Here is a 21,162-nt window from a genome sequence, read left to right on the forward strand (position 1 = left end):
ACCGGCTGGACGCCGACTGGGCCGCGCTGTGCGCGGACCGCGCCGTGCGCCAGGCGGTGACCGGCTCGGTGAGCGAGGGCCACCTGACCGACGGCATCGCGGCCGTGACCGGTTGCGGGTCCGGCTCCCTGACGCCCGAGCAGCTCCTGGCCCTACTCCGCCCAACGGCCGACGGCGTCAGCGATGAGCTGACCGACACCGTCCTGCACACCGTCCTCCAGCGCGCCGCCGGCCGTGACCGGTCGGCCGTCCTCGCCGGCCGCGTCATCGTCCAGGCGATGCTCCCCGCCGTCTTCCGCATCACCCGCGGGCAGGTCCGTACGACCGGCGGCCGCACCCGCGACACCGTCGCTCACGTGACCGTGACCGCCCTCTACGAAGTCGCCCGCGCCGGCCGCATCCACCTGCGCCCCGGCCGGCCCGCCGCCAACCTCACCCTCGACACCCTGCACCGGGTCCTGGCCGAACTCGCCGCCGAGCAGAGCCCGGCGGGGGAAGACCTCACGGCCGCGGAGCAGATCACCGACCCGGCACCGGGCCCCTACGAGATCACCCGCGCCCGCACCGTGCGCGCGGCCGCCGCGGAAGCCGGCCTCCTCACGGGCCCGGCCGACGACGCCCCGACCATCCCGGCCCGGATGGAGCTCCTGGAGCTCCTCGTGGACGCGGTCCGTGCCAGCGTCCTGTCGACCGCGGACGCGCAGGCGCTGGCGCTGGCCTGGCACCACATCAGCGGCGGGCATCCCAGGTATCCCAAGGGGGGCTGTTCACAGCGGACTACGCGTGGGAGTCGACCGAATCTCTCCGCTGATCCGGGACAAGCGGCCTGGCACCAGCGGCACGGATGTGCGACTCCTGGTGGCCATGCCGGTCGTGCCCGTCGTCCCCATCGTGCCGGTCGTGCCGGTCGTGCCGTGTTCCGCGGTCCTTTTCGGTGGTGATGGCTCCGGCGGATAGAACCGTTGCGGCCGCGAGGCTGCCCCAGAGCGTGGCGGGGCCGTAGGGGGCGAGGCCGGTGATGACCGCCGGGGAGATTGCGAGGCCGAAGCCGGTGGAGAGTTCGAAGCGGGCGAGGGTGCGTCCCAGGAGATGGGCCGGGGCGAGGACGGTGACGAGGGCGGTGGCGCTGCCGGCGTAGAGGATCTCGCCGAGGGTGCAGAGCACGGACACGGCTGCGACGGCCGGGGCGCCCCAGCCGTGTCCGAGCGTGGTCGCCGCGAGGAAGCCGAGGTAGGACACGGCGAGGACCACGCCGGCGAGAGCCAGCACGGCCCGCCGCGAGAAGCGGGACATCAGGACGGTGACGGGCACCTGCAAGGTGACCACCAGCACCGTGTTGGCCGTGAAGACGGCCGCCGGCCACACCGGTGACGCGTGCAGCTGGGTCACCAGGACCAGCGGGAGCGCGATCTCGGGGACGTTGAGGCAGAACGCGTAGAGCACGTTGGCGGCCAGCAGCGCGCGCATCCGGCCAGCGGGCTCGCCGCCCGGCCCCCCGGCCGGGGTGGTGGCCGGCCGCGCGCGCAGCCGGACCGACCATGCCAGGCCCGCCGCGGCGAGATACGCGAGCCCGGTGACGGCCGCCAGCGCCTGCAAGGCGGTGGTGCCGCCCGCCAGGCAGACGGTGGCCAGCAGCGCACCCGCGCCCATGCCGGCGTTGCGCAGGGCGCGGCCCGCCGCCAGAGCGGTATCGCGCTCACGGCCGTGGGCGACGGTGGCCACGAGCGCCGCGTGGGCGGCCGGCCACGCCTGGTTGCCGACGCCGAGGAACAGCGCAGCCGCCGCGAACGGCCACAGGTGCCCTGCCGGGGTGGCCAGCAGCAGCACCACACCGGGTACGCGGACCAGCATCGAGCACGCCACGACCGTGCTGCGTGCGCCCCGGTCCAGCCACCGCCCCACCGCGGGCATGCACACCAGTCCCGCCACGATCGCGGCCGTCATGGCGATGCCGGTGGCCGGCGCGGACAGCCTCAGTACCGTGACCCCGTAGAGCAGCAGGAAGGGCCGCAGCAGGCCGGTGCCGAGGGCGTCCACGAGCAGGGCGACGGCATAGCGGGAGCCGCCGCAGGCACGGACGAGGGCGCCGAGCCGGATCTTGAGGGTGGTGGTCATGGCGTCACCCTGCGCGCGGCCGCCGGGCCGGGCACGCGGGTTGACGGACATCGTCAACCGACGCCGCCGCCGGCCGCCCGGTCGGTGATGATGACGGGGTGACGTTGAGGATCGACATCAGCAAACTGCCGTCCGAGCGGCTGCGGTTCGCCGCCTCCCCGCTGGCCGAGCTGACCGCGATGCTGCACGTACTGGCCGAACCCGGACACCACCCGCACCTCGCCGGCTGGGCCGGGGACGTCTGGGCCCGGTTGCGGCCGGAGCTGGCCGAGCGCCTGCGGGAGGCGGAGTTCCTCTGGCGTTCCTCACAAGCCGACTTCCTGATCCCCGCCCGGCCCCGGCCGACCCTCGCACAGGAGTTGGACGACGTGGACCGGATCGACGACGAGACGTACGTGACGGCCGCGCTCGTCACCACGTGCGGCAGCAGCCGCTTCCACTCCACCGGCCCGTCACCTTCATCACCGTCGACGACGCGGTCCTCAGCGCCCTCGCCGCTCACCGACCCCACAGCGCGCGAGCGGGCCCTGGACCTGGCCCAGGCCCGCGGCGGGCGCCAGGAAGCCTTCGCGGAACGCCTCCTCGCAGACCCCGCCGCCGTACGGGCCCGGGTGCGCCAGACCCTCGAACAGTGCGCCGAGGCCTTCTTCGACGCCGCCTGGGCGGATGTCGCCGTACCGCTCGCCACCGACCTGCGCCTGAAGAACGACCTCTTGAGGCACCAGGGCATCGGGGCGGCGCTCGCATCGGTCTCCGGCGCCGTCACGCTGGCACCGGACGGCGACTGCATCGTCGTGGACAAACTCCAGGACAAGACGACCGCCGCCCGCGAGAGCGCAGTCACTTTCATCCCCAGCGTCTTCGGCCGCCCCCACCTGGTGGCGGTGCACGCACCCGGATGGCACCCGGTGGTCCAGTACCCCGTGGCCGGACCGGGCCCGTGCGAACCGGTACCGCTGGAGACGGTCACCCTCCGGCTGGAGGCACTCGCACACCCCGTCCGGCTGCGGCTGCTGCGCACCCTGGCCCGCGGCCCGCACACCACCGGCGAACTGGCCCACACCTGGGAACTCTCACCTCCCGAGGTCTCCCGCCACCTCGCCGTCCTGCGCCGGGCGGGCCTGCTCACGGCCCGACGGCACGGCCGCTACGTCCGCCACACCCTCAACCTGCCCGGCCTGACGGCGCTGGGAACAGACCTGCTCGCGGCCGTACTGCGCTGACCCCGCCCGGGCCGCAACCGCTGCGAACGGAAAACGCCCCACCTCCCGCACCGGACCATGCCACCCGCCCCGGCCGCAGCGCTCACGCCAGGGGACGCGTGGCCATCTGACCGGGGCACGACGACCGAGGCCACGGCGCCGGCCCGGCTCCGCCCGACCCAGACCGGGCACCATCCCTCGACAACATCGAAGGCGATGAGGACGTCCGCCGCGAGGCCGTCATCGATGCTCTCCTCGACCCATCCAACGCCCAGGCCTCGGTGTCCCGCTCCCCGCCCCCCACAACCTCCCCACGAGGCCGCAGCCTGCCGGAAACGGTGGAACGACACCGTCAGCACCTCCCAGGCCTCCACGCCGGCGACGGCCCCCACGGCCTCGTCGCCGGAGCGGAACCCGGCAGCCGCGGCCACGGCATCCCCGCTCGTGCCCTCGACGGCCGGCCGGTCCCATGTCACGTCCCTGGACTCACGCCGTTTGGCTCACTGCCACCCGACAGGCGGCCGTTTCCCCCGGCCGCCCACTACGACCAGCTGCTGCGACTGCGCCGGCCGGACCGCCCCACCCTGAAGGAGAACGACGGTGACCTCCCCCCCCGCCAGCGAGGGCTCACCGAGCAGGCCGCCACCGCAGCAGTCGACCAGGCATGCCGGATGCTGCGGCTGCCGACATCCGCACACAGTTCCCCGAACTCACCGAGACCGCCGGCCGCGAGCAGATGTCCTAGATGGGCTTCCTTGCCGGACTTCTGCCGGCCGAGTGCGACGACCGGGCCCGACGCCGGTCCGAGCGACGGATCAAGGCAGCGGGCTTTCCCCGCGACAAGTCGCTTCGCAAGGTCGACTTCGACGCCAACCCGAATATCGACGCGGCGTTGATCCACACCCTTGCCATGTGGGGATGGATCAAGAAGAGCGTGCCGCTCTGCCTCACCGGAGACTCCGGCACCGGCAAGTCCCACCTCCTGACCCGTCGGCACCGAGGCCGCGATGGCCGGCTACCGAGCCACATATGTGCTGGCCACCAAGCTGGTCAACGAGCTCGTCGAAGCCGCCGACGAGAAGCAGTTGACCAAGACGATCGCCCGCTACGGACGTGTTGATCTTTTGTGCATCGACGAGCTCGGCTACATGGAACTCGACCGCCGCGGCGCCGAACTCCTCTTCCAGGCTTTGACCGAGCGGGAGGAGAAGAACAGCGTGGCGATCGCCTCGAACGAGTCGTTCTCCGGCTGGACCAAGACCTTCACCGACCCTCGGCCCTGCGCTGCCATCGTCGACCGTCTCACCTCCGGCGGCAACATCATCGAGACCGGCACCGACTCTCATCGCCCCGCCACCACCCGCGCCCGCGCCGGCCAACATGAAGCCGCCGCGGGCTGACCTTCCTCAGCCCATCACACGTCGGCGATCAGGGCATACCGTTCATCGTCCACTGGACCACCCCACAAATCAGGGTCGCTGCCGAGCGGTTCAATTCGCACAGCGGCAACAAGAGGGCGCATGGCCGCAGCAAGGTCTTCGGCGCTGATTCCGCCGTTCCACGGCAGCGATTCAGCGCCGGCCACGTACGGGACGTTCCTCTGGCCTGCCTCACGCCAACGCCCCTCCACCAGCAGCAGCCGGCCTCCCGGCCTCAAGCGTGTCACCCACTCACGCAAGGCGGCCTCCGGATCAGGCAGCGTCCACACCAGATGCCGCGACAACACGACATCGAACCGCTGTTTCCCGGTCGGGGGCTTCATGGCGTCACCGACCAGGAAGCGGCCGGCAAGGCCGGCGGTCTCGAACTTCGTGCGCGCCTGCTCAACCATGCGCGGCGCCAGGTCGACCCCGGTCGGCCGGTGCCCGGCCTCGGCCAGCAGCAAGGACACTGACCCGGTGCCACAGCCGATGTCGAGAACGTCGACCGGATCGGTTGGCATCAAGGAGTACAGGAGCCGGGCCCACGCAGCGCGTGTGTTGTCAGCCCTCAGCCCGTGGTCGGGCTCGTCGTCGAAGGCCGCTGCAGCGGCATCCCAGTAGGCAGTGATCGAAGCAGTGCGGTCAGTCATGACTCGATGCTCTCAGCAGCCACTGACACTCCAGTGCCGTGTCCAGCGGCGGTGTCGGCTCGGCCTGGTCGTGTCGGTCCGCGCCCGCGGGGATGATCCGGGCGTGACGCGGTACGACGACAGCCACGACACGTCGGCCCCGCGCTCGCGGGGATGGTTCCGGCGGCCACCCTGGCCACTGCCAGGTGCCTGGGTCGGCGGCTGCGCCTGCTGGGATGGTCCCTAGACGGGGCCCAGGACGTTGTCGCGTCTTCGACCCCGCCCTTGCGGGGATGGTCCGCGCCCCTGCACCAGGAACAGACGCGGCCGGCGTCGACCCCGCGCTTGCGGGGATGCTCCGAGAACGGACGCTGTCTTCCCGTGTTCTTCTGGCTCTCGGCGGAGGCGGTCTCGGTGGCGCGGAGGCGAGGGTGAGCGCTCGCGAGGTCCTGGCGGTTCAGAAGCCGGAGCGGGCCGAGGAGGACGATGTGCTGACGGTGGTGAGCGGAGTTGGTTTCCAATGCCGGCCACCATGCCGGTGGGGCCCCTGGCGACGCCCCGGACATGCCAAGGGTTCCTTCCGGAGCAGCCGGTACCGAGGTTGCAGGGCCTGTTGTCAGTGGCGGGTGCGAGGCTGGCGGGATGATCACTCCACAGCTGGCTGCGGCATACCTGGCTGATGAGATGGAACGCTGTCCCATTCCTGTGGCGCCAGACCGTTTCCGTTACAGGTACAACCGGGACGCCAGGCACGACTTCGTCTTCTTCGGACACCAGCCTGTGCGCGCGTACAAGCGGTCCAACCGGTGGATGTTCCATGAGCCAGAGGTCCGGGCCGCCGGGCGTGCCATTGCCGCGCTGCCATGGGACCCGCACGACTTGGTCGACTCGCGTCCAGGCGGCCCGAGCAGGCAGGGCGGCAGTCTTCTCCAGCCCACGGGGTGGCGCGCACAGGTCCATGGGCTGGTCGACAGGGCCGCCCGTACTGCACACGATCAGAGCGGCTGCTCCTGCGACACCCGGTGGGGATACGGCCATGAGAAGAGTTGGGGCCTGCGGTGCGGACTGACCACGGACACCCTGCGCCGCCAGTACAGCGAGTACGCGATGGCCTGCGTACTGCCTGTGCCTGCCCTGGTATGGACGCACGACACCTGGCTGATCCCCCGGGCACTCGCCTTCATCCTCGACCAGTGGGAAGAGACCGACGCAGCCCTCGGCCGCACTCCCACCCCCTGCAAGGTGTGCGGGACCACGGTTGGCGAACCTGGCCTACGCCCGGCCACCACCACCAGCGGCGGGCAGAGGCTGTGCCCCACCTGCGTGCAGACTGCGCTGCTCAGCTATGACGGGCAGTTCCAGGGCCGCGCCTACTCCAAGATCCGTGAGGACGGACCCCGGGCCGAGGACTACCTGTGCCTGCTGTGCGAGCCGGCGCGCCCGGCTGCCGTCTGGGACCACTGCCACGACCACGGCCTGGTCCGCGGTCCGCTGTGCGGCGGTTGCAACACCATGGAGGGCCACGGCAAGGAGTTCTTGACCCTCAAGGGCGCCACGGCACATCTGCTGCGGTGCGCACAATGCCGTACCCGCCGAACCCTGCCCACGAACCACCGGCTCGCCGCGTTGCGCCGACATCTCCACCGCGAACAGGCAACAGAAGGCCAGGACTGCCCCCTGCACATGTGCGTGCAGATCACTGCAGAGGACGACGGCGGATACACCTACACCGTCATGTGCGCCGACCGGACGCAGTCCTTCCACCTGCCCGCCGAGGAAGCATCCCGCATTCAGGCGGAGGCAGCCAGAGAGGGACTCACCTATCCGTCCTCGCCCAAGAGGCATTGAACACCTCCCCGAGACCACGTCCTTGGGACGCACCGTGCTGGACCGTGGTCGAGGCGCTCCCAGGCGCTCCGGACGTCGCCTCTGCTGAGTGGGTGGCGCACTACAACGCCCGGAAGACGACGGCGCTCTGCGTGATGGGTCGTCGTGTGTTGTGCATGGGGTACGCGCCATCGGTTTTCACTGGTGCTGGTCTGGGGTGATGGCGCCGGGGGTGTGTCGTTTTGTGGGTGAAGGCCGTTGTCGTTTGGCGGGTGGGTTGTATGTCGCCCCTGCGGGTGGGTGTAGCGAAACGCTGGGCGGGGCCGTGTCGTGTCTGGCTACGCATCGGTGGATGCCGTCGTTTGCGGATGATCCGCGTCATGAGCGTCTTGTCGCTGTCCTGGTGCCGTTGTTGCGTCGGTCGTGCCCGCCGGACGGGGGGGGTTCGGCGGGTCGTACGAGCTCCGGCTCGGTGTCGATGAGGCGGATGAGCTATAGCGGACGCGGAGCGTTGCGGGTTTCGCGGCCTGGCTCCACGACATGGGTCAGGGGACGCATCCGGACCCCCTTGCCGCGTTCCCGGGCCGGGCGTGAGCGTGCGGGACAGGCCACAGCCTCAGGCTCCTCTGTTCACGGGACCGGGGACTCGGGTAGGTCATCGGCGCGCAGAATCGCGCGGGCTGCTTCGACGACCTTGTCCAGCGTGTCACCCGACTGCGTGTACAGGACCTGCCGGATGTCCTCCAACGGGGGCAGCAGTGTGTCCCTCAGCAGGACTTCCCGCTGGCGGTCGTCCAGCCACGGCAGGTCGTCCAGGGCAGTGCGTGCCGCGCTGCGAAAGGCCAGTTGTTCACCTTCGTTCTCCTCAACGGCGTAGGCAGTGCGTAGGTCGCCGAGGAGGTTGTAGGCGCGGTGGGCGGGCTGGTGGAGGGGGTGTTCGGGTTCGATTCGGGCAAGGTGGCGCAAGGCCCGTCCAGCCTCTCCTCGGCTGAGGGCTATCTCGACGTGGGCTTCGACGGCGTCGATGACCTTGTTCAGCAGGGGGACAGTGGCGGTGGGCACGACAAGTTCGGCCTGCCCAGCCAGGCGCAGGGTGTCCTCGTAGTTGGCTTTGATCTGGTCGTCCTGGTCTGGGTAGACGAAAGCCAAGGCTGCCTGCTGGACGGTTTCGCGCGCGGCCCGGATGAACGCGGCCAGCTCGATGCGGCGTTCCTCACGGAGCGCAGCAAGGCGGTCGGCTTCAGCGGTGATTCTGGCGGCCATAACGGCCGCATTTGCTTGGGCTCTGCCACCCCAGGCTTGGAGCGCCGATCCAATCGCGTTGCCTACGATCCCTCCGGCGATACCGAGCGCCGCGACAAGAGCGGCGAACACTTCGGGATTGTTCTTGATCATTTCCAGGAGTCTGTGCACGAGCTCATCCTGGCGCGCGGCTGAGCCGTCCGGGTGAACACGTGGGGTCCCGGGGCGGCGGGCAGACGCATGCCTTCAGGTCCTGTGACCCGGCACCCTGCGCCAAGGCGCTTGCGCGTCCGCCGGAACCGTCACGGCCTGGGCGGACGGCGTTTTACCGTTGCGGGTAGCAGCACCCACCGCGAGGAGGAGCCGATGAGCGCCCAGCCCGATCACACACCCGCCGCCGCGTATGCGCCCGCGCCGGGGGCGCCGGCCGAACTCCTCGCGCAGCTGCGTGAGGATCGGCGGGCGGAGCGGTGGGTGCCGGCCTTCGAGGAGGAGTGGGCGCAGGCGCTGGAGGAGTCACGGCGGACGTTCTCCTTGAACACCTTGTACGAGGTCGTCCACGCCTGGCAGGCCCGACTCGCCTCCGCCCCGGCGGTCGACGCGTTCGTGGCCTCCGGCCGCGAGGAGAGCGGGTTCGTGGACATGGCCGAGCTCCGCGGCCGGCGGCGCCGGTGAGCCTGCAGCCGTACGCGGTCCGCCTCTCGACACCGGCCGCGAAGGTCCTCGCCGAACTCCCCGAGCACGCCGAAGGGACAGTCTGGGACCTGCTCGACGCCGCCGCGGCCGACCCGTGGGGCTTCGCCCAGTGGGACCCCGCAGATCCCGAAGGCGAAGACGTCCGGATCGCGTCCGCCGGCCGCCTGTCCGTCATCTACTTCGCCAACCGCCCGCTGCGGCACCTGTCCGTCCTGGACATCGTCTGGCTCGGCTAGATCCTGGCCGCCGCGGCGGCGATGCTCAGTGCGTGGCAGTAGGGACGGCCGTGACGGGGGCGCATCACCTTCTACTCGTACAAGGCGGCACGGGCCGCGTTGGCCAACCTCGCCTGGATCTCGGCGGCCCGGTCTGCACGGCGGCGGCTGACGAGGCCGGGATCGCAGCGGCCGAGCGCACCGAGGACGGTACGTGCCCCGGCCACGACGGCACCCCGTGCGGACGCCCGGTCCTGACGCTCGGGCTGTGCGGGTCGTGCCGGATCAAGGTCGAATTTGCCCGGCGACAGGCTGGGCAGGAGTGGGAGGCAGCGCGGGACGCAGCTGTCACCACCATGGAGACCAGCCCCGGGGGCCAACCTGCCGGGGTGCCGTTCTAACGGCTGTACGCCGCGCTGAGCCTCTCGAAGCGACTCCCGCACCCCGGGTGCCGACGGTGTCTGAACGGGGCTCAGCGAGGCGCCTGCGGACTCGGGTTGTGAAGGGGTGAGCATGACGACAGCTCCCCCGGGCGCAATCAGCAAGCCCCGGCGGCGGGGCTTGCTGATCAAGTTAGTGTCCTGCGCCGGAGATTCCGTCGGCAGAAGCGGGCGAGAGAGTCGAGGATTTCCGGATGAACAGCTTGGGGTCTTCGTTCCAGTTCTTGACCACTTGCGGGTGTCGGCTTCGTGGGCCTGGACGTTCTTGTGTGCTGTCTGGTCGCTCAGATGGCTGCCCGGGTCCGGGTCGTTGCGCCTGTCGCATGAATCGAGGCACGGACCCGTCGGGCAGACCATATTTTCGACACCATGATCAGTCAGATAGTTACCCTCGTCGGCGTCCTCATCGGTGCCCTGACCTCGTATCTGGCCACGGCCACGGCCGAGCGGGCTCGGCACCATCGCGCCATGGCGACGCGCTGGGATGAGAAAAAGCTCGCGACATACATCGAGTACGCCTCCTGCGTGAAGGAGGTAGCCGACCTCTCTAAACGAGCCTGGCGGGCGAGAGAAGGATCGGAGTCTCGTGAGGAGTTCCTCGCTGCGATGGAGGAGGCGGAACTGCGGCGCTCGACGCTCTTCGAGACCCTGGTGCTGCTGGCGTCGCCGGCAGCGATCGCTTGTGCCTATGAGGTCAACCTCGCCGTGTGGGTCGGGCTGGAGGCGGCCCGCGATCACGTGACACCGCCCGAGAGGGATTTTTCTGCTCTGATGAACGCCTATCACGAGCAGGCCAGGCTTGATCTGGGCATCCCCCGAACCGACCCCCGGCCCGGCTAGTGTCCGGCGCCGCCGGAGATCCGTCAGCAGAAGCGGACGAGGGAGCCGAGGATCTCCTCGGCTGTCTTGGTCCAGATGAACGGCTTGGGGTCTTCGTTCCGGAGAGCAGCAGCGGCTCCAGCTTCGGGCCCCGACGAGAAACAGACGCACCAGCAGTAGAAGTCATGTGCGATTTCTCGGTTTGGTGACAGTGGTGTGAGGGACAGCGCGTCTGTGTGTGTTGATGCTGCTCGGGGGTTGTTCCGGGTAGTGAGGGCGCTGTTTTGGGGGTGAGAGGTTGGTGGGGGTTCGCTGTTGTGGGCCTTTATCGCGGGAGGTGTGATGCTGTCTCAGTTTTGTGAGTTCTGATCCATCGGCCGGTGGGTGGTTGGTGTGATCGGGGGGTGGATGAGGGGACTGCCCCGCGGGGGCCGGGCGGGGATACGGACGCGGTGTTGCCGGCCGTGTCGGTGCGGGCGTTGCGGGGGCCTGCGGTGCGTCATCTGCTGGCTTTGCGTGGGGAGGGGAAGCTCACCACCCGGCATGTGCGGGTGGTGGCGGATGCTTTGGGTGTGCGGGAGCGGGCGGTGTGGCGGTGGCTGGCCGCGGCCGAGGAGGACGAGGCCGCAGCTGTGGCGCCGGGGGAGCGGGCCCCGTATCCGGGCAGGTTCACGGTCACCCCAGAGGTGCGGGCTCTGCTCGGGCTGTGGAAGGGGAACGTCGCCGCTGTGCACCGTGAGCTGACCGCCCGCGCGGCTCGGGGTGAGGGTGATCCGCCTCCGTCGGTTCCGACGCTGCACCGTGCGATCCGGCGGGACCTGTCGCCGGGGGAGCGGGCGGGGCTTGCCGGCGGTGAGCGTGAGGCCCGCAAGCATGATGTGTTCCTGGCCCGGCCGCGGGGGTGGCGGAACCAGGCGTGGGAGGCCGATCACGTCCAGGCCCCGGTCCTGGTCGACGTCGAGGGCGCTGCGCGCCGGCCGTGGGTCACCTGGTTCGTGGACTGCGCGTCGAACACGATCATGGGTGTGGCGGTCACCCCGGGGCATCCGTCGCGGGAGTCGGTCCTGGCCGCCCTCCGGGCGGCCGTGGTGCGCGAGGAGCCGTTCGGGCCGCAGGGCGGACTCCCGGAGAAGGTACGCGTGGACCGGGGCAAGGACTTCCTGTCCAGGACGGTGACCGCCGCGTTCCACGCCCTCGACGTCACCGTCGAGGACCTGCCCGCCTACACCCCGCACTTGAAGGGCACCGTGGAGGGCTTGAACCGGGCGGTGGAGTCGATGTTCCTGGCCGCGCTGCCCGGCTACACACGCCAGCCACGTCCGGGTCGGCGCCGGGCGCGGCCGAAGAACGAGGCGCTCCTGGACTTCGAGGACTTCACCACCCGCCTGCTGGACTGGGTGGCCTGGTGGAACACCTCCCACCACCCCGGGCCGTTGAAAGGCCGCTCCCCGCTCCAGGCGTGGGAGGCGGATCCGACGCCGCTGCGCGAGATCGGCGCGGACGAGTTGTGGACGTTCACCCTGGAGGACGACGGCCGTGTCCGGGTGCTCTCCTCCAAGGGCGTCCGCTTCAGGAACCGCGACTACGTGGCCGCGTGGATGACGGGCCTGGCCGGTGAGCGGGTGCGGGTCCGGTTCATGCCCCACCACGACTGCCGGATCGAGGTGTTCGACGCCGCCACGAGCCGATACCTGGGTTCGGCCGAGCTCGCCGACCAAGCGAGTCCGGAGCAGATCAGCGCGGTCCGTTCCGCACGGGCGGCACGCGGCCGGCGCCTGCGCAAGGACCTTGCCGCGGTCCAGCAGGAGCGCTACCGAGCCCAGGCCCGGCCGGGCCGGCCCGAGCAGTTGCAGGCACTCACCTCACAGGAAGCAGGCCGGGAGCTCGCCGAGGAGAAGACGGCGGACCTCTCCAGGCTGGCGTTGCCGGACCTGATCCCGCCGGCCGTGCCGCCGCCCGGCTGGCGCACACCAGCTTCCCTCGCCGCCCGCACCCGCCCCACCCCTGCGGATACGCCGACCGCCGACGAGCAGCCCCGTCCAGGCACTGCCGATGCCCACAGCCCCGGCACTGCCGCAGATGCCGACACCACCGGCGAGGGAGAACCACGGTGACCGAGACCGCCTACCAGTACGCCGACCTCCCGGACGCCCACGTGGTCGCGACCCGCGCCCTGCTCACCGCCCGGGAGAACATCACCGACACCGTCGCGGCCCGCGCCATGATGTGCATCCACGGCGGGGCCGGCTTCGGCAAGACCCTGGCCGTCAACACCTGCCTGCGCGCACTCGAACCCGGCGAGGACATCCACAAGATCACCTTTCGTGCCCGGCCCACCGCCCGCGCGGTGCGCTACGAACTGTTCACCGCGCTCGGCCTGCCCGGCGAGCCACCACGCCACCCCAGCGAATTCGACCGCCTGCTCAAGACCACACTGGCCGAACACCCCCGCACCTTCCTGGTCGACGAGGCCCAGTGGCTCAGCGGGGAGGCATTCGAATACTTCCGCTACCTGTGGGACGAACCCGCCACACAACTCGCGATCATCTTCGTCGGCGGCGAGGGCTGCCACACCGTGCTGCACCGCGAGCCGATGCTGTCCTCCCGCATCTTCATCTGGCAGCACTTCACCCGCCTCACCCCCAACGAGGTCCTGGAGGTCGTCCCTCTGTTCCACCCCATCTGGCAGGACGCCGATCCCGGCGACATCACCTTCGCCGACGAACACGCCGCCCACGGCAACTTCCGCAACTGGGCGAGACTGACCGCCCACCTACGCACCGGCCTGGCCCGCACGGGGCGGGCGCGGGTGGACCGGGAGGTTCTGCGGTGGGCCTTCAGCCGCCTGGGATGACCGCCGGCACCGCGGTCACGCCTCACAGGCCATCGATCGAGCACCGCGGGCAGCGTGCGCCGGTCCGCATGCTCCCGGCCCCCGGCCGCCACAACGGCGGCGGCCTCCTTCGTCCGGTGAGGGGCTGACGGATGACGCAGGTGATCCGGGACGGCATGCTGTCCCCTACGGTGCTGGTCGAGCGCCTCCTCACGATCGATGAGGCAGGCCGGCTGCTGGGGCCGCACCGCAATGCCGCGGCGCACCTGGCCCGTGTACCGGTGAAGACGGTGACATGCTGGCTGTGGCAGGCCCGCGACGAACCCCCGCCCCGAACCGCTCCCGCCCGCGCTGGATGGTGGCTGAAGACCCCTGCCTGGGACGAGACGACATGGGCCCGGATGGACGCGCTGCTGGCAGCCGAACACGACCTGACCCGCGGCCGGAAGCCAGGCCCCCGCCCTGCCGCCGACCTGTCCACGCCCCTGTACCGGGCCCGCCGTTGCCCCTGCGAGGGCGACCACCCCTTCCGGGCTGGCCCCGACTGCGCCGCAGCGGGCGTGGACACGCTGATCCCTGAAGCGGACGTGGTGGTCACCGACGCTCTGGAACAGACCGCCTCCGCCCTGCGGCACGTCGTGGCCGCCGGCGGCGTGATGAACATCGACGGCGCCCCGGGGGCCGGCAAGACCGTCGCCCTGCAGTACGCCCTCTCCCTCCTGCCACCCGGCCCGGCCATACACCGGGTCCCGATACCCGTGGGCGCCACCGTCTCCCAACTGCGCCACGCGATCGCCGAAGCACTCGCACTCAAGGTGCGCTTCGACAACCGGTTCAACGCCACCGATCAGGCTCTGGCGATCGCGCTGCGCAGCCCGCACGTGCTGGTGTGCGACGACATCCAGCGCCTGTCCCCACCCGCCCTGGAATACCTGTGCCGCCTCGCAGCCGACCCCGGCGCACCCACTACCCTCATCCTGGCCGGAACGGGAAGCACCCGAGCCCTCCAGCGGATACCAGAGCTCGCCTCCCGCATCCTGACCCGCCAACACATCCCGCCGCTCACCCCCAGCCAGACCCAGGCCGTCCTGCCCGCCTACCACCCGCTGTGGGGCAAAGTGCCACCACAGCACATCGCCCGAGCCGACGAACGCTGCGCCCGGGGCAACTTCCGCACCTTCGCCCAGATCACCGCCCACATCATCGACGCCGTCCTGACCGACCCCCTCGCGCACTCCGGCAGCGCCCTGATCGAGGCGGCATGCCGCCGACTCGGAGGCATCTGAGCAGTCTCCGGCCGCTGCGGGAGTTCATGAAGTGCAGCGTCACTGGCGTGGGGTGAAGTGGGGATCTTGCTCGATTCTTCTTCGGCTGGGGCGCATGGCTGGGACGCTGCGTGGATGGGTGAGCAGGCGTACTCGTTTCTGCCGTTGTCGGTGTCGGCACGTCCTCCACGGCTGGTGGTAGTGGTCCCGCATGACGATGACTGGGTGCGATGGATGGCACTTGGGCTCATGCGGGTGTCGCAGGTCTGGGGAGGCAGTGGCAGCGTGCTCGTCCCTGCAGCCGCGGTGGGTCACAGCGGGGTGGAGCGGGCTTTGGCTCAGTTCGGTCCGGATCACGTTGTGGCCTACAACCCCTCGTGGGACTCGGTCGACAAGCTCTCCCCAGGGCTGGTAGATCGACTCATCGCAGGTCAGCAGGTCGAGGACCCGGCGGCTCGTGAGGCGGCCACGCAGATGCTGCGAGAAACAGCCTGGAGTCACGCTCTCGCGGGGCAGGCTGAGGAAGCTGCTCAAGACCTGCGCTCGCGTTTGGCCGTGAACCAGCACGAGGACCATGTTCAGCTCACCCACCTCTTCGATGCCCGTTCCCCGTCCGAGCTCACTGCGCTGGGGGACGTGGCTCGGGTGCCGTTGTACGGGGTGCCCCGTGGGCTGGTGACGACGCCCGAGGCACTGTCCTGCGCGATGACGATAGGTGTTCAGGAGCAGTTGGGCACGGCGGAGGTGGATATCTCCGCGTGGCAAGCAGCCACGGTTCACCAGGCTGAGCCGGAGGCGGTAGCCGAGGCCCGCGTGGCCGCAGGTCCGGATGCCCTCGCTGTCAGGTCACACGAAGCGGCGCTGTGCATATCCGTCCAGCGTGGGATCCCGAACCGGGACACGTTGCTCGTGTTCGGGGGCAAGCCCGAGGACTACGCCCTGGCCGAGGCGCTGCGGCAGACGCACAGCCGTGTCTTTTGGGTTCCGTGGAGCGAGCCGTCCCGAAATGAGGGATGGCTCTACGTCCGGTCCTATACACAGGACCGGATCCTGGCGACGAGCGCGTCCTTAACTTCCGACGAGGTCCGGGACCGGGCTGGCGCCAGCAGGGGACTGCGCATCCCGTCCGTGGACCCCGACCGAGACGTGAAACCTGAGGTGGTGGCTTCCGCAGAGGTTGATTTCTCCTGCCGGCAGATGGTGGTGCTACGCGACGCCTGGGAGCAGCCGCGATCGCTGCCGGTTCGGGTGGGCGAAGAGGGAACCCTCGCCGCAGCGCTCAGCCTGCCGGGAGAGGTCCCTGCCGGCCTTGACCCCGATCGGCACCGATGGCAAGTGACGCTTACGGCCAAGAACCATCCCGTGCCGCCTCTCCACGCACTGACGAGCTCCGTTGTGATTGCAGCCGATCAGAACCCGTGGGAGACCTTCGTCAGGCCTGCGGATGGAGGGATCACCTATTGGTCCCATCGGTTCGACTTCGTTTCTGCGGGCGCGCCTCTCGCCGGGCGGCTAGCGGCTCCCAAGCTGTCCTGGCCGTCTATCGGGAAGGTGCTGCAGCAGGCTGCCGCAGGGCAGACCATGGCGATCCGCCCCAGTGCGGCCGGCAAGCGGGCCGCCATCGCGGAGAGGCTGCTAGGTTCACGCACCGAGCTGGAACAGCTTGCCTCCAGCCCCGGGTGGCCGGTGCTTCGTGCGTTCACGTCGAAGAAGACGGGCTGGGAGCTGCCACCGGGCAGCGCGTGGAACCTGAAGTCGGGGCTCGTGCTGTCGTGGGACGCGATTGCCGCGTACAAGAAGACGGACTGGAATGAGCACGCAAGGCGCGCCGACCTGGACACATGGGCGAGTCAGGGAGTTGTCCGGCGCGGGCTCGTCCTGGGCTGCTGTCACTGCCCGATCTACGAGTTCTACCCGCTCGCTGAGATCACTCAAGCCTACTTGTGCCGGCGATGCGGTGGTGAGAACAGCCTGATCCAGGAACGGTGGAAATCGCCGCTCCCTGAGCCGAGCTGGTACTACGAACTGCATCCGGCGGTACGTGAACTCGTCGAGAACGACGGAGACGTGCCCCTGCTCGCGACCCAGTTCCTCCGAACCCAGCACTGGGCCCGCCCAGCGCTGGTGTGCGAGGAGTTCGAGGTCCTTCGAAGCGGCAGCCCGTTCGTGGAGATCGACTTCGCCCTCGCCACGTTGGACCGGGTGTGGCTCGGAGAAGCAAAGAGCGGGGATGCCCTCGGGGGCAGTCCGAAGGAGCAGAAGCGCGAGGCGTGCAAGCTCATCGAAGGCTGTATTGCCCTTGGAGCAGGCGGGCTCGTCCTGGCCACATCCAAGCCCAAATGGTCTGATGCAACGGTGAGGACGCTCCAGCACGAAGTGCAGGGGAGGCGGGTTGCTTCACGCGCTACTCCCAAGATCGTTCTTCTCGCCAGCCTCGGCACGAAACCCGACGTCACCGTGCTGGACGCCTGATCAATGCACCGGGCGTGACCGTGGTCGAGGCGCGGCTGCCGCCCTACCCCGGGCGCGGGCCTCGGAATTCCATGGCTTGACCCGGCCGGTGCCGGGGCGAGGCGACCATGATCGACCTCACCCAAGCCAGTGAAGCCTTTCACGCAATTCTGATGCGTTTTCCGCATCAACTGGTCTAGAGTTGCATCATGGTGATGGGTACTGAAGAGCTCTTGAGACTCACGGTCGCTGCGCTGATGACGCGTACCGGTGAGCGCCAGAACGCCGTTGCCGACGCTCTCGGCCTGTCGCAGGCACAGGTTTCCCGCAAACAGGCGGGTCGTCAGCACTGGTCGTTGGAGGATGTCGACGGCCTGGCCGCCCACTTCGGCCTGCACGTCCTGGACCTCCTTGCCGGCCCCACCCACGCCGTCGGCGTCCTCCACGGCTCGATCCCGGCCCTGCGTCCCTTCGACGTCGCGGCCCCGCCCCTGGCAGCCCAACTGCCGCTCCCCGCCGTCGAGCTCCCCGCCCAGCCCCCGCAGCCGGCCGCCCTGCAGCCGCCCGCCCCCGAGGCTTCCGACCCGCTGGCGGCCGTGCCTGCGGCGCCGTGTGTGCTGTGCGGGCAGCCGTGCGTCGAGGAGGTCGACGGGTTCCCCCAGCACCTGAGCGCCGAGGAATGCGCGGCCGCCATCACCGCCGCAACCCCGGCCCCGGCGCCACCCGCCGCCGTCCCGCAGCAGCTCCCTGCCGAGCACCCCACCCCCGCGCCCGCACCGGAAGCGGCGACGGAGTTCGTCGTGCCGGAGCCGGTTGTGCAACCGCCCCAGTCAGAGCAACCCCCCACCGCGCCTCCGGCCCCGGCCTCGGCTCCTGCTCCGGAGTCGACGGCCGAGGTCGAGCCGGCCGCCCCGTCGGCCGGGCCGCGGGCGCCGCGGGCGTATGCGTCGGGGTCGCTGGTCGACCAGATCACCGGGCGCGTGTATGCGGTGCTGGAGGAGTGTTCCGGGGACCTGGAGGCCGCCCAGGCCGCGCTCATCAAGGGCGCGATCCCGGACGTCATGAAGTTCTTCAAGGTCTCGCGGGTGGGCGGCCGGTACGAGCACTCCGAGTTCCCGCCGACCGCCGACGTCCTGCGCAAGCGCACCCAGAAGGGCGCGGACGAGATCTGGGAGGGCCGCCCCAAGTGGCGCAACGCCGCCCTCTTCAAGGCCGCCAGGCAGGGCGAGCAGTTCGAAGTGAGCGCCCTGGACATGAACGCCGCCTACCTGTCCGCCTTCAAGTGCTGGCTTCCGATCGGACAGCTCCGCGAGGACACCAGCGGCGTCCACGACCGGAAGAAATCCGGAGTCCACCTCATCACCCCCGCCTCCTGGGAGCACACCGACCTGCCCAACCCGCTGGGCAACCGGATGGAGCCCGGCGAGTTGTGGGTGAGCGAATCCACCCTCCGACTCCTCCTCGACTGCGCCCGCGACGGCCTAGCCGACGCCCCGGTAATCCACCGCTCCCTCGTCTCCGGCGCCACCGAAGTCCTCTTGGAGAAACTCCGCCGCGCCCTGGCCGAGGTCCGGAAAACCGCCCTCGCCGAGGGCGACGAACTGACCGTGAACTACGTGAAATCCATGTATTCTAAGCTGATCTCCACCCTCGGTGAATCCACCGCGAACCGTGATATGCGCCGCCCGGACTGGATGCACATTATGCGGGCGAAAGCGTTCGCGAATCTGTGGATGAAAGCCAACAAAATCCACAAGGCAGGATTTCAGGTGGTGGAGATTTCCGGTACGGATGAACTGCACGTGATCGGTGACTGGCGGTCGGTGTTTTCCGAGGGCCGGGACTTGAATCAGGTGAAGGAAAAGAGCACCTACGTGCTGGGGGGTAAGCGCTGATGTCGGGGTCCGAGGATCTGTGGGCACGGTGGGGCGACTGGGGCAAGTACGACGCCCGCGGCCTCAAGGGCGGTGAAGCGCTGATCCTGGAACTCAACCGGATCGTGCACTCCTCCGGCATCACCTCGCCTGTCACCTCCCGCCGAGGCCTAGCCGCCCGGCTGCGGTACCTCGACAGCCCCGCTGGCCGCCAAGCCCTCGCAGAACAAGGCGTCACGCCTCGCACGCTGCGCTCCTGGATGAAGGGGAAGGCAGCGCCCTCCCCGGCGAACCGGGAGCGGGTGGACCGCGCGTACTGGGAGCGCCGGCGGGAGAACCTGATCCGCTCCGGCTGGCTCGCCCGGCACCTGGACAACGGCGGCCGCGGCCGCCGCATGGAGATCTACCCCGTGGACCAGAGCCATGTGGACGGCAAATTCCGGCGCCCCCTGAGCGACCGCTCTATCACCGTCCGCTACATCTGGGGCGATCTGGTCAAGGCGTGGGCAGACCGCGACGAGTCTCTGATCGATGAAATCTGGGACGACGTCATCAGCGATCTCGACTCGGAATATGCGGCCTACGCATACGTCTCCTCCATCGGCATCGGAGCCTGACCGGTCCTTAGGGCGCGTCATTCGGATTATGTGGTCGTTGGTCCTGGTGTCTCGCTGACCCACCCACCACAGGCGAGGGCCACACAGGATGGGAGTGCCGAACATTCCTATCGTAAGTATGGCAAAGGCGTCGGAGAACCACACAAACCCAGGAAGGCCGCAGTAAGGACCAGGAACCCCAAAATCATTTCCCTCGTGGTGAGCGGCAGGGGAGTGGACCCCAGCAATAGGGAAATGTTCCAAAATACCCAGTAGTTTAGCCACGCGAGCGAGATCCAGTAGGCCACGCGGAAGATTTTCGCCGCACGTCCACCAAGAGGTTGCAGCAAGAGCAGTCGGCGCAAGAGGGCACGGCTTGGCTGCGGTGGCGGCGCGAAGCTGGCATCCCGGGCCGACTGATAGCAGCGGTCTAGCCAGTCCTCGGCGTCGCGAGAGACGTCCGCCGCTGGTCCCAGTTGTGTCCTCGCCTGCATCCAACCACTGATGAACTGCACCTCCAAGTGAGCCTTTTCCATCTGCGCTCTATGGCGATGCCGAATATCCTTCTTTCGTCGGTAGTCCTGCAGCATAAGGCCTGCAGATCCGGCCGCGGCGGTGGCGATTGCCGTAACGACGGGGACCATCAACGTGGTCCAAAGTGGACTGGCTTCAGGTGTGGCCATGTAGCCAACCATGGGGCGAATGTTCCCCCGAATAGGAGACGACCCGGGGTGTGTCCCTCGAAAGAGGCACCGAAAGAAAATCAATTGACCACCGAACGCTTCACATAATCCAAAGAAAGCGCCCTCAGCTCATGCTCCGTTGGCGTCCGGACTCCACACGGCCGGCCCGCCGCCGCGCCACTCGATCAGCAGCGCGTCGTCCAGGCGCACGTCGTCGGGGTCCAGGCCGGCCCGCCGCAGGAATTCGAGGAGATCGCCGGGGCCGGTGGCGCGGCCGAGGATCTCGCCGTCTACGCGGACACGGCGCCCGCCCTGGGCATCGGGCGGGTAGACGACGACACGCAGACCTGGGTTCATCCCTCCACCGTGCACCGGTACCCGGTCATTCGAGCACTCCGTGGGCGGTGTCCGGGCGGCAGTGGATACAGGCCGGCACGCCCTCGGCCAGGAGCCGGCGCACCTGCTCGGCGCCGGAGGGGATGCAGCGGTTGCCGGTGTCCCAGCAGTCCCCGGTGTGGAGGCGGACCGGGAGCCGGCCCGCGCCTATCCCGCGCTCGACCAGCCACGCCGGAGGGTCGGGCGCCGGCTGCTGCCGGGTGGTGGCGGCATCAAGCTCCTCGGCGGCGGCCAGGGCCTGCTCCGTGCGGCTGAGTTCGCCGCGCAGGTAGGTGACCAGCGTCCGCAGCCGGGGCAGGTCGGGCGGCAGGACGGACACGGTTCAGACCCCGTACTGCGCCTGCCGCGCGGCCCTGCACGACGCGCACAAGGGCGAGGCCCCGACCCCGTAGCGGCAGGTCGGAGCATGGCACCGGGCGCAGGGGCCGGTCTGGCTGGGAGCCCACGTGACGGGCTGG

Annotated in this window: 18 protein-coding genes and 1 pseudogene; 12 read left to right on the forward strand and 7 right to left on the reverse strand. The window is 69.6% G+C overall.

What is annotated here, in order from left to right:
* Positions 1-777: 777 nt before the first annotated feature.
* Complete coding sequence (locus ACF059_RS31260) at positions 778-2,115, reverse strand: MFS transporter (protein ID WP_392063854.1); 1,338 nt, start codon at positions 2,113-2,115, stop codon at positions 778-780.
* A gap of 98 nt (positions 2,116-2,213) precedes the next feature.
* Here ACF059_RS31260 and ACF059_RS31265 point away from each other — a divergent pair, with 98 nt between their 5' ends.
* Positions 2,214-3,338: a DUF5937 family protein gene (locus ACF059_RS31265; RefSeq protein ID WP_392063857.1), complete on the forward strand. Its 1,125-nt coding sequence runs from the start codon at positions 2,214-2,216 to the stop codon at positions 3,336-3,338.
* Positions 3,339-3,988: 650 nt separating this feature from the next.
* Positions 3,989-4,717: pseudogene (gene istB, locus ACF059_RS31270) on the forward strand (IS21-like element helper ATPase IstB).
* 14 nt (positions 4,718-4,731) lie between these two features.
* Here the strand turns inward: istB and ACF059_RS31275 are convergent.
* The gene (locus ACF059_RS31275; protein WP_392063860.1) at positions 4,732-5,388 is read right to left on the reverse strand and encodes a class I SAM-dependent methyltransferase; all 657 of its coding nucleotides are present in this window, start codon (positions 5,386-5,388) and stop codon (positions 4,732-4,734) included.
* A 1,104-nt stretch (positions 5,389-6,492) separates the two neighbouring features.
* Between ACF059_RS31275 and ACF059_RS31280 the strand changes: the two genes are divergently transcribed.
* Positions 6,493-7,215: an endonuclease domain-containing protein gene (locus ACF059_RS31280; RefSeq protein WP_392063863.1), complete on the forward strand. Its 723-nt coding sequence runs from the start codon at positions 6,493-6,495 to the stop codon at positions 7,213-7,215.
* 609 nt (positions 7,216-7,824) lie between these two features.
* On the opposite strand, the gene ACF059_RS31285 is transcribed toward ACF059_RS31280, so the two are convergent.
* Positions 7,825-8,589, reverse strand: a complete 765-nt coding sequence (locus ACF059_RS31285; protein WP_392063866.1) for a hypothetical protein — start codon at positions 8,587-8,589, stop codon at positions 7,825-7,827.
* A 213-nt stretch (positions 8,590-8,802) separates the two neighbouring features.
* Here ACF059_RS31285 and ACF059_RS31290 point away from each other — a divergent pair, with 213 nt between their 5' ends.
* Positions 8,803-9,111 carry a DUF6247 family protein gene (locus tag ACF059_RS31290; protein WP_392063868.1) on the forward strand — a complete coding sequence of 103 codons (309 nt, stop codon included), beginning with the start codon at positions 8,803-8,805 and terminating at the stop codon, positions 9,109-9,111.
* Positions 9,108-9,368: a hypothetical protein gene (locus ACF059_RS31295; protein WP_392063871.1), complete on the forward strand. Its 261-nt coding sequence runs from the start codon at positions 9,108-9,110 to the stop codon at positions 9,366-9,368. Before ACF059_RS31290 ends, ACF059_RS31295 begins: the two co-directional genes overlap by 4 nt.
* Before the next feature lie 71 nt (positions 9,369-9,439).
* Here the strand turns inward: ACF059_RS31295 and ACF059_RS31300 are convergent, their stop codons facing one another.
* Positions 9,440-9,574, reverse strand: a complete 135-nt coding sequence (locus ACF059_RS31300; protein ID WP_392063874.1) for a hypothetical protein — start codon at positions 9,572-9,574, stop codon at positions 9,440-9,442.
* A 582-nt stretch (positions 9,575-10,156) separates the two neighbouring features.
* Here ACF059_RS31300 and ACF059_RS31305 point away from each other — a divergent pair.
* From ACF059_RS31305 to ACF059_RS31335, 7 genes are all read left to right on the forward strand, one after another.
* Positions 10,157-10,627 carry a hypothetical protein gene (locus ACF059_RS31305; RefSeq protein WP_392063877.1) on the forward strand — a complete coding sequence of 157 codons (471 nt, stop codon included), beginning with the start codon at positions 10,157-10,159 and terminating at the stop codon, positions 10,625-10,627.
* A 473-nt stretch (positions 10,628-11,100) separates the two neighbouring features.
* Positions 11,101-12,720 (forward strand): Mu transposase C-terminal domain-containing protein, encoded by a 1,620-nt coding sequence (locus ACF059_RS31310; protein ID WP_392063880.1) that lies wholly within the window; start codon positions 11,101-11,103, stop codon positions 12,718-12,720.
* Positions 12,717-13,460 carry an AAA family ATPase gene (locus ACF059_RS31315; protein WP_392063883.1) on the forward strand — a complete coding sequence of 248 codons (744 nt, stop codon included), beginning with the start codon at positions 12,717-12,719 and terminating at the stop codon, positions 13,458-13,460. The genes ACF059_RS31310 and ACF059_RS31315 overlap by 4 nt, the downstream gene beginning before the upstream one ends.
* 131 nt (positions 13,461-13,591) lie before the next feature.
* Positions 13,592-14,725 carry an AAA family ATPase gene (locus ACF059_RS31320; protein ID WP_392063886.1) on the forward strand — a complete coding sequence of 378 codons (1,134 nt, stop codon included), beginning with the start codon at positions 13,592-13,594 and terminating at the stop codon, positions 14,723-14,725.
* A gap of 114 nt (positions 14,726-14,839) precedes the next feature.
* Positions 14,840-17,176 carry a hypothetical protein gene (locus tag ACF059_RS31325; RefSeq protein WP_392063889.1) on the forward strand — a complete coding sequence of 779 codons (2,337 nt, stop codon included), beginning with the start codon at positions 14,840-14,842 and terminating at the stop codon, positions 17,174-17,176.
* Between the two features lie 188 nt (positions 17,177-17,364).
* The gene (locus tag ACF059_RS31330) at positions 17,365-19,050 is read left to right on the forward strand and encodes a helix-turn-helix domain-containing protein (RefSeq protein WP_392063891.1); all 1,686 of its coding nucleotides are present in this window, start codon (positions 17,365-17,367) and stop codon (positions 19,048-19,050) included.
* Entirely contained in the window at positions 19,050-19,646 is a 597-nt protein-coding gene (locus ACF059_RS31335; protein WP_392063894.1) for a hypothetical protein, read from the forward strand. Before ACF059_RS31330 ends, ACF059_RS31335 begins: the two co-directional genes overlap by 1 nt.
* A gap of 107 nt (positions 19,647-19,753) precedes the next feature.
* On the opposite strand, the gene ACF059_RS31340 is transcribed toward ACF059_RS31335, so the two are convergent.
* The 3 genes from ACF059_RS31340 to ACF059_RS31350 form a co-directional block, all read right to left on the reverse strand.
* Positions 19,754-20,320 carry a hypothetical protein gene (locus tag ACF059_RS31340; protein WP_392063897.1) on the reverse strand — a complete coding sequence of 189 codons (567 nt, stop codon included), beginning with the start codon at positions 20,318-20,320 and terminating at the stop codon, positions 19,754-19,756.
* 117 nt (positions 20,321-20,437) lie between these two features.
* Positions 20,438-20,665, reverse strand: coding sequence for a hypothetical protein (locus ACF059_RS31345; protein ID WP_392063900.1), 228 nt, complete (start codon positions 20,663-20,665; stop codon positions 20,438-20,440).
* Between the two features lie 25 nt (positions 20,666-20,690).
* Positions 20,691-21,023 carry a DUF6233 domain-containing protein gene (locus ACF059_RS31350; protein WP_392063903.1) on the reverse strand — a complete coding sequence of 111 codons (333 nt, stop codon included), beginning with the start codon at positions 21,021-21,023 and terminating at the stop codon, positions 20,691-20,693.
* Positions 21,024-21,162 lie beyond the last annotated feature (139 nt).

Origin of the sequence: Streptomyces sp. NPDC016562, assembly GCF_043076955.1 — a bacterium.
GTDB lineage: Bacteria > Actinomycetota > Actinomycetes > Streptomycetales > Streptomycetaceae > Streptomyces.

Coding starts and splice junctions, on each gene's coding strand:
- ACF059_RS31345 (WP_392063900.1), bottom strand. CDS start 20,665: ATGAACCCAGGTCTGCGTGTCGTCGTCTACCCGCCCGATGCCCAGGGC.
- ACF059_RS31335 (WP_392063894.1), top strand. CDS start 19,050: ATGTCGGGGTCCGAGGATCTGTGGGCACGGTGGGGCGACTGGGGCAAG.
- ACF059_RS31325 (WP_392063889.1), top strand. CDS start 14,840: ATGGGTGAGCAGGCGTACTCGTTTCTGCCGTTGTCGGTGTCGGCACGT.
- ACF059_RS31330 (WP_392063891.1), top strand. CDS start 17,365: ATGGTGATGGGTACTGAAGAGCTCTTGAGACTCACGGTCGCTGCGCTG.
- ACF059_RS31340 (WP_392063897.1), bottom strand. CDS start 20,320: ATGGTTGGCTACATGGCCACACCTGAAGCCAGTCCACTTTGGACCACG.
- ACF059_RS31305 (WP_392063877.1), top strand. CDS start 10,157: ATGATCAGTCAGATAGTTACCCTCGTCGGCGTCCTCATCGGTGCCCTG.
- ACF059_RS31260 (WP_392063854.1), bottom strand. CDS start 2,115: ATGACCACCACCCTCAAGATCCGGCTCGGCGCCCTCGTCCGTGCCTGC.
- ACF059_RS31290 (WP_392063868.1), top strand. CDS start 8,803: ATGAGCGCCCAGCCCGATCACACACCCGCCGCCGCGTATGCGCCCGCG.
- ACF059_RS31285 (WP_392063866.1), bottom strand. CDS start 8,589: ATGATCAAGAACAATCCCGAAGTGTTCGCCGCTCTTGTCGCGGCGCTC.
- ACF059_RS31275 (WP_392063860.1), bottom strand. CDS start 5,388: ATGACTGACCGCACTGCTTCGATCACTGCCTACTGGGATGCCGCTGCA.
- ACF059_RS31320 (WP_392063886.1), top strand. CDS start 13,592: ATGACGCAGGTGATCCGGGACGGCATGCTGTCCCCTACGGTGCTGGTC.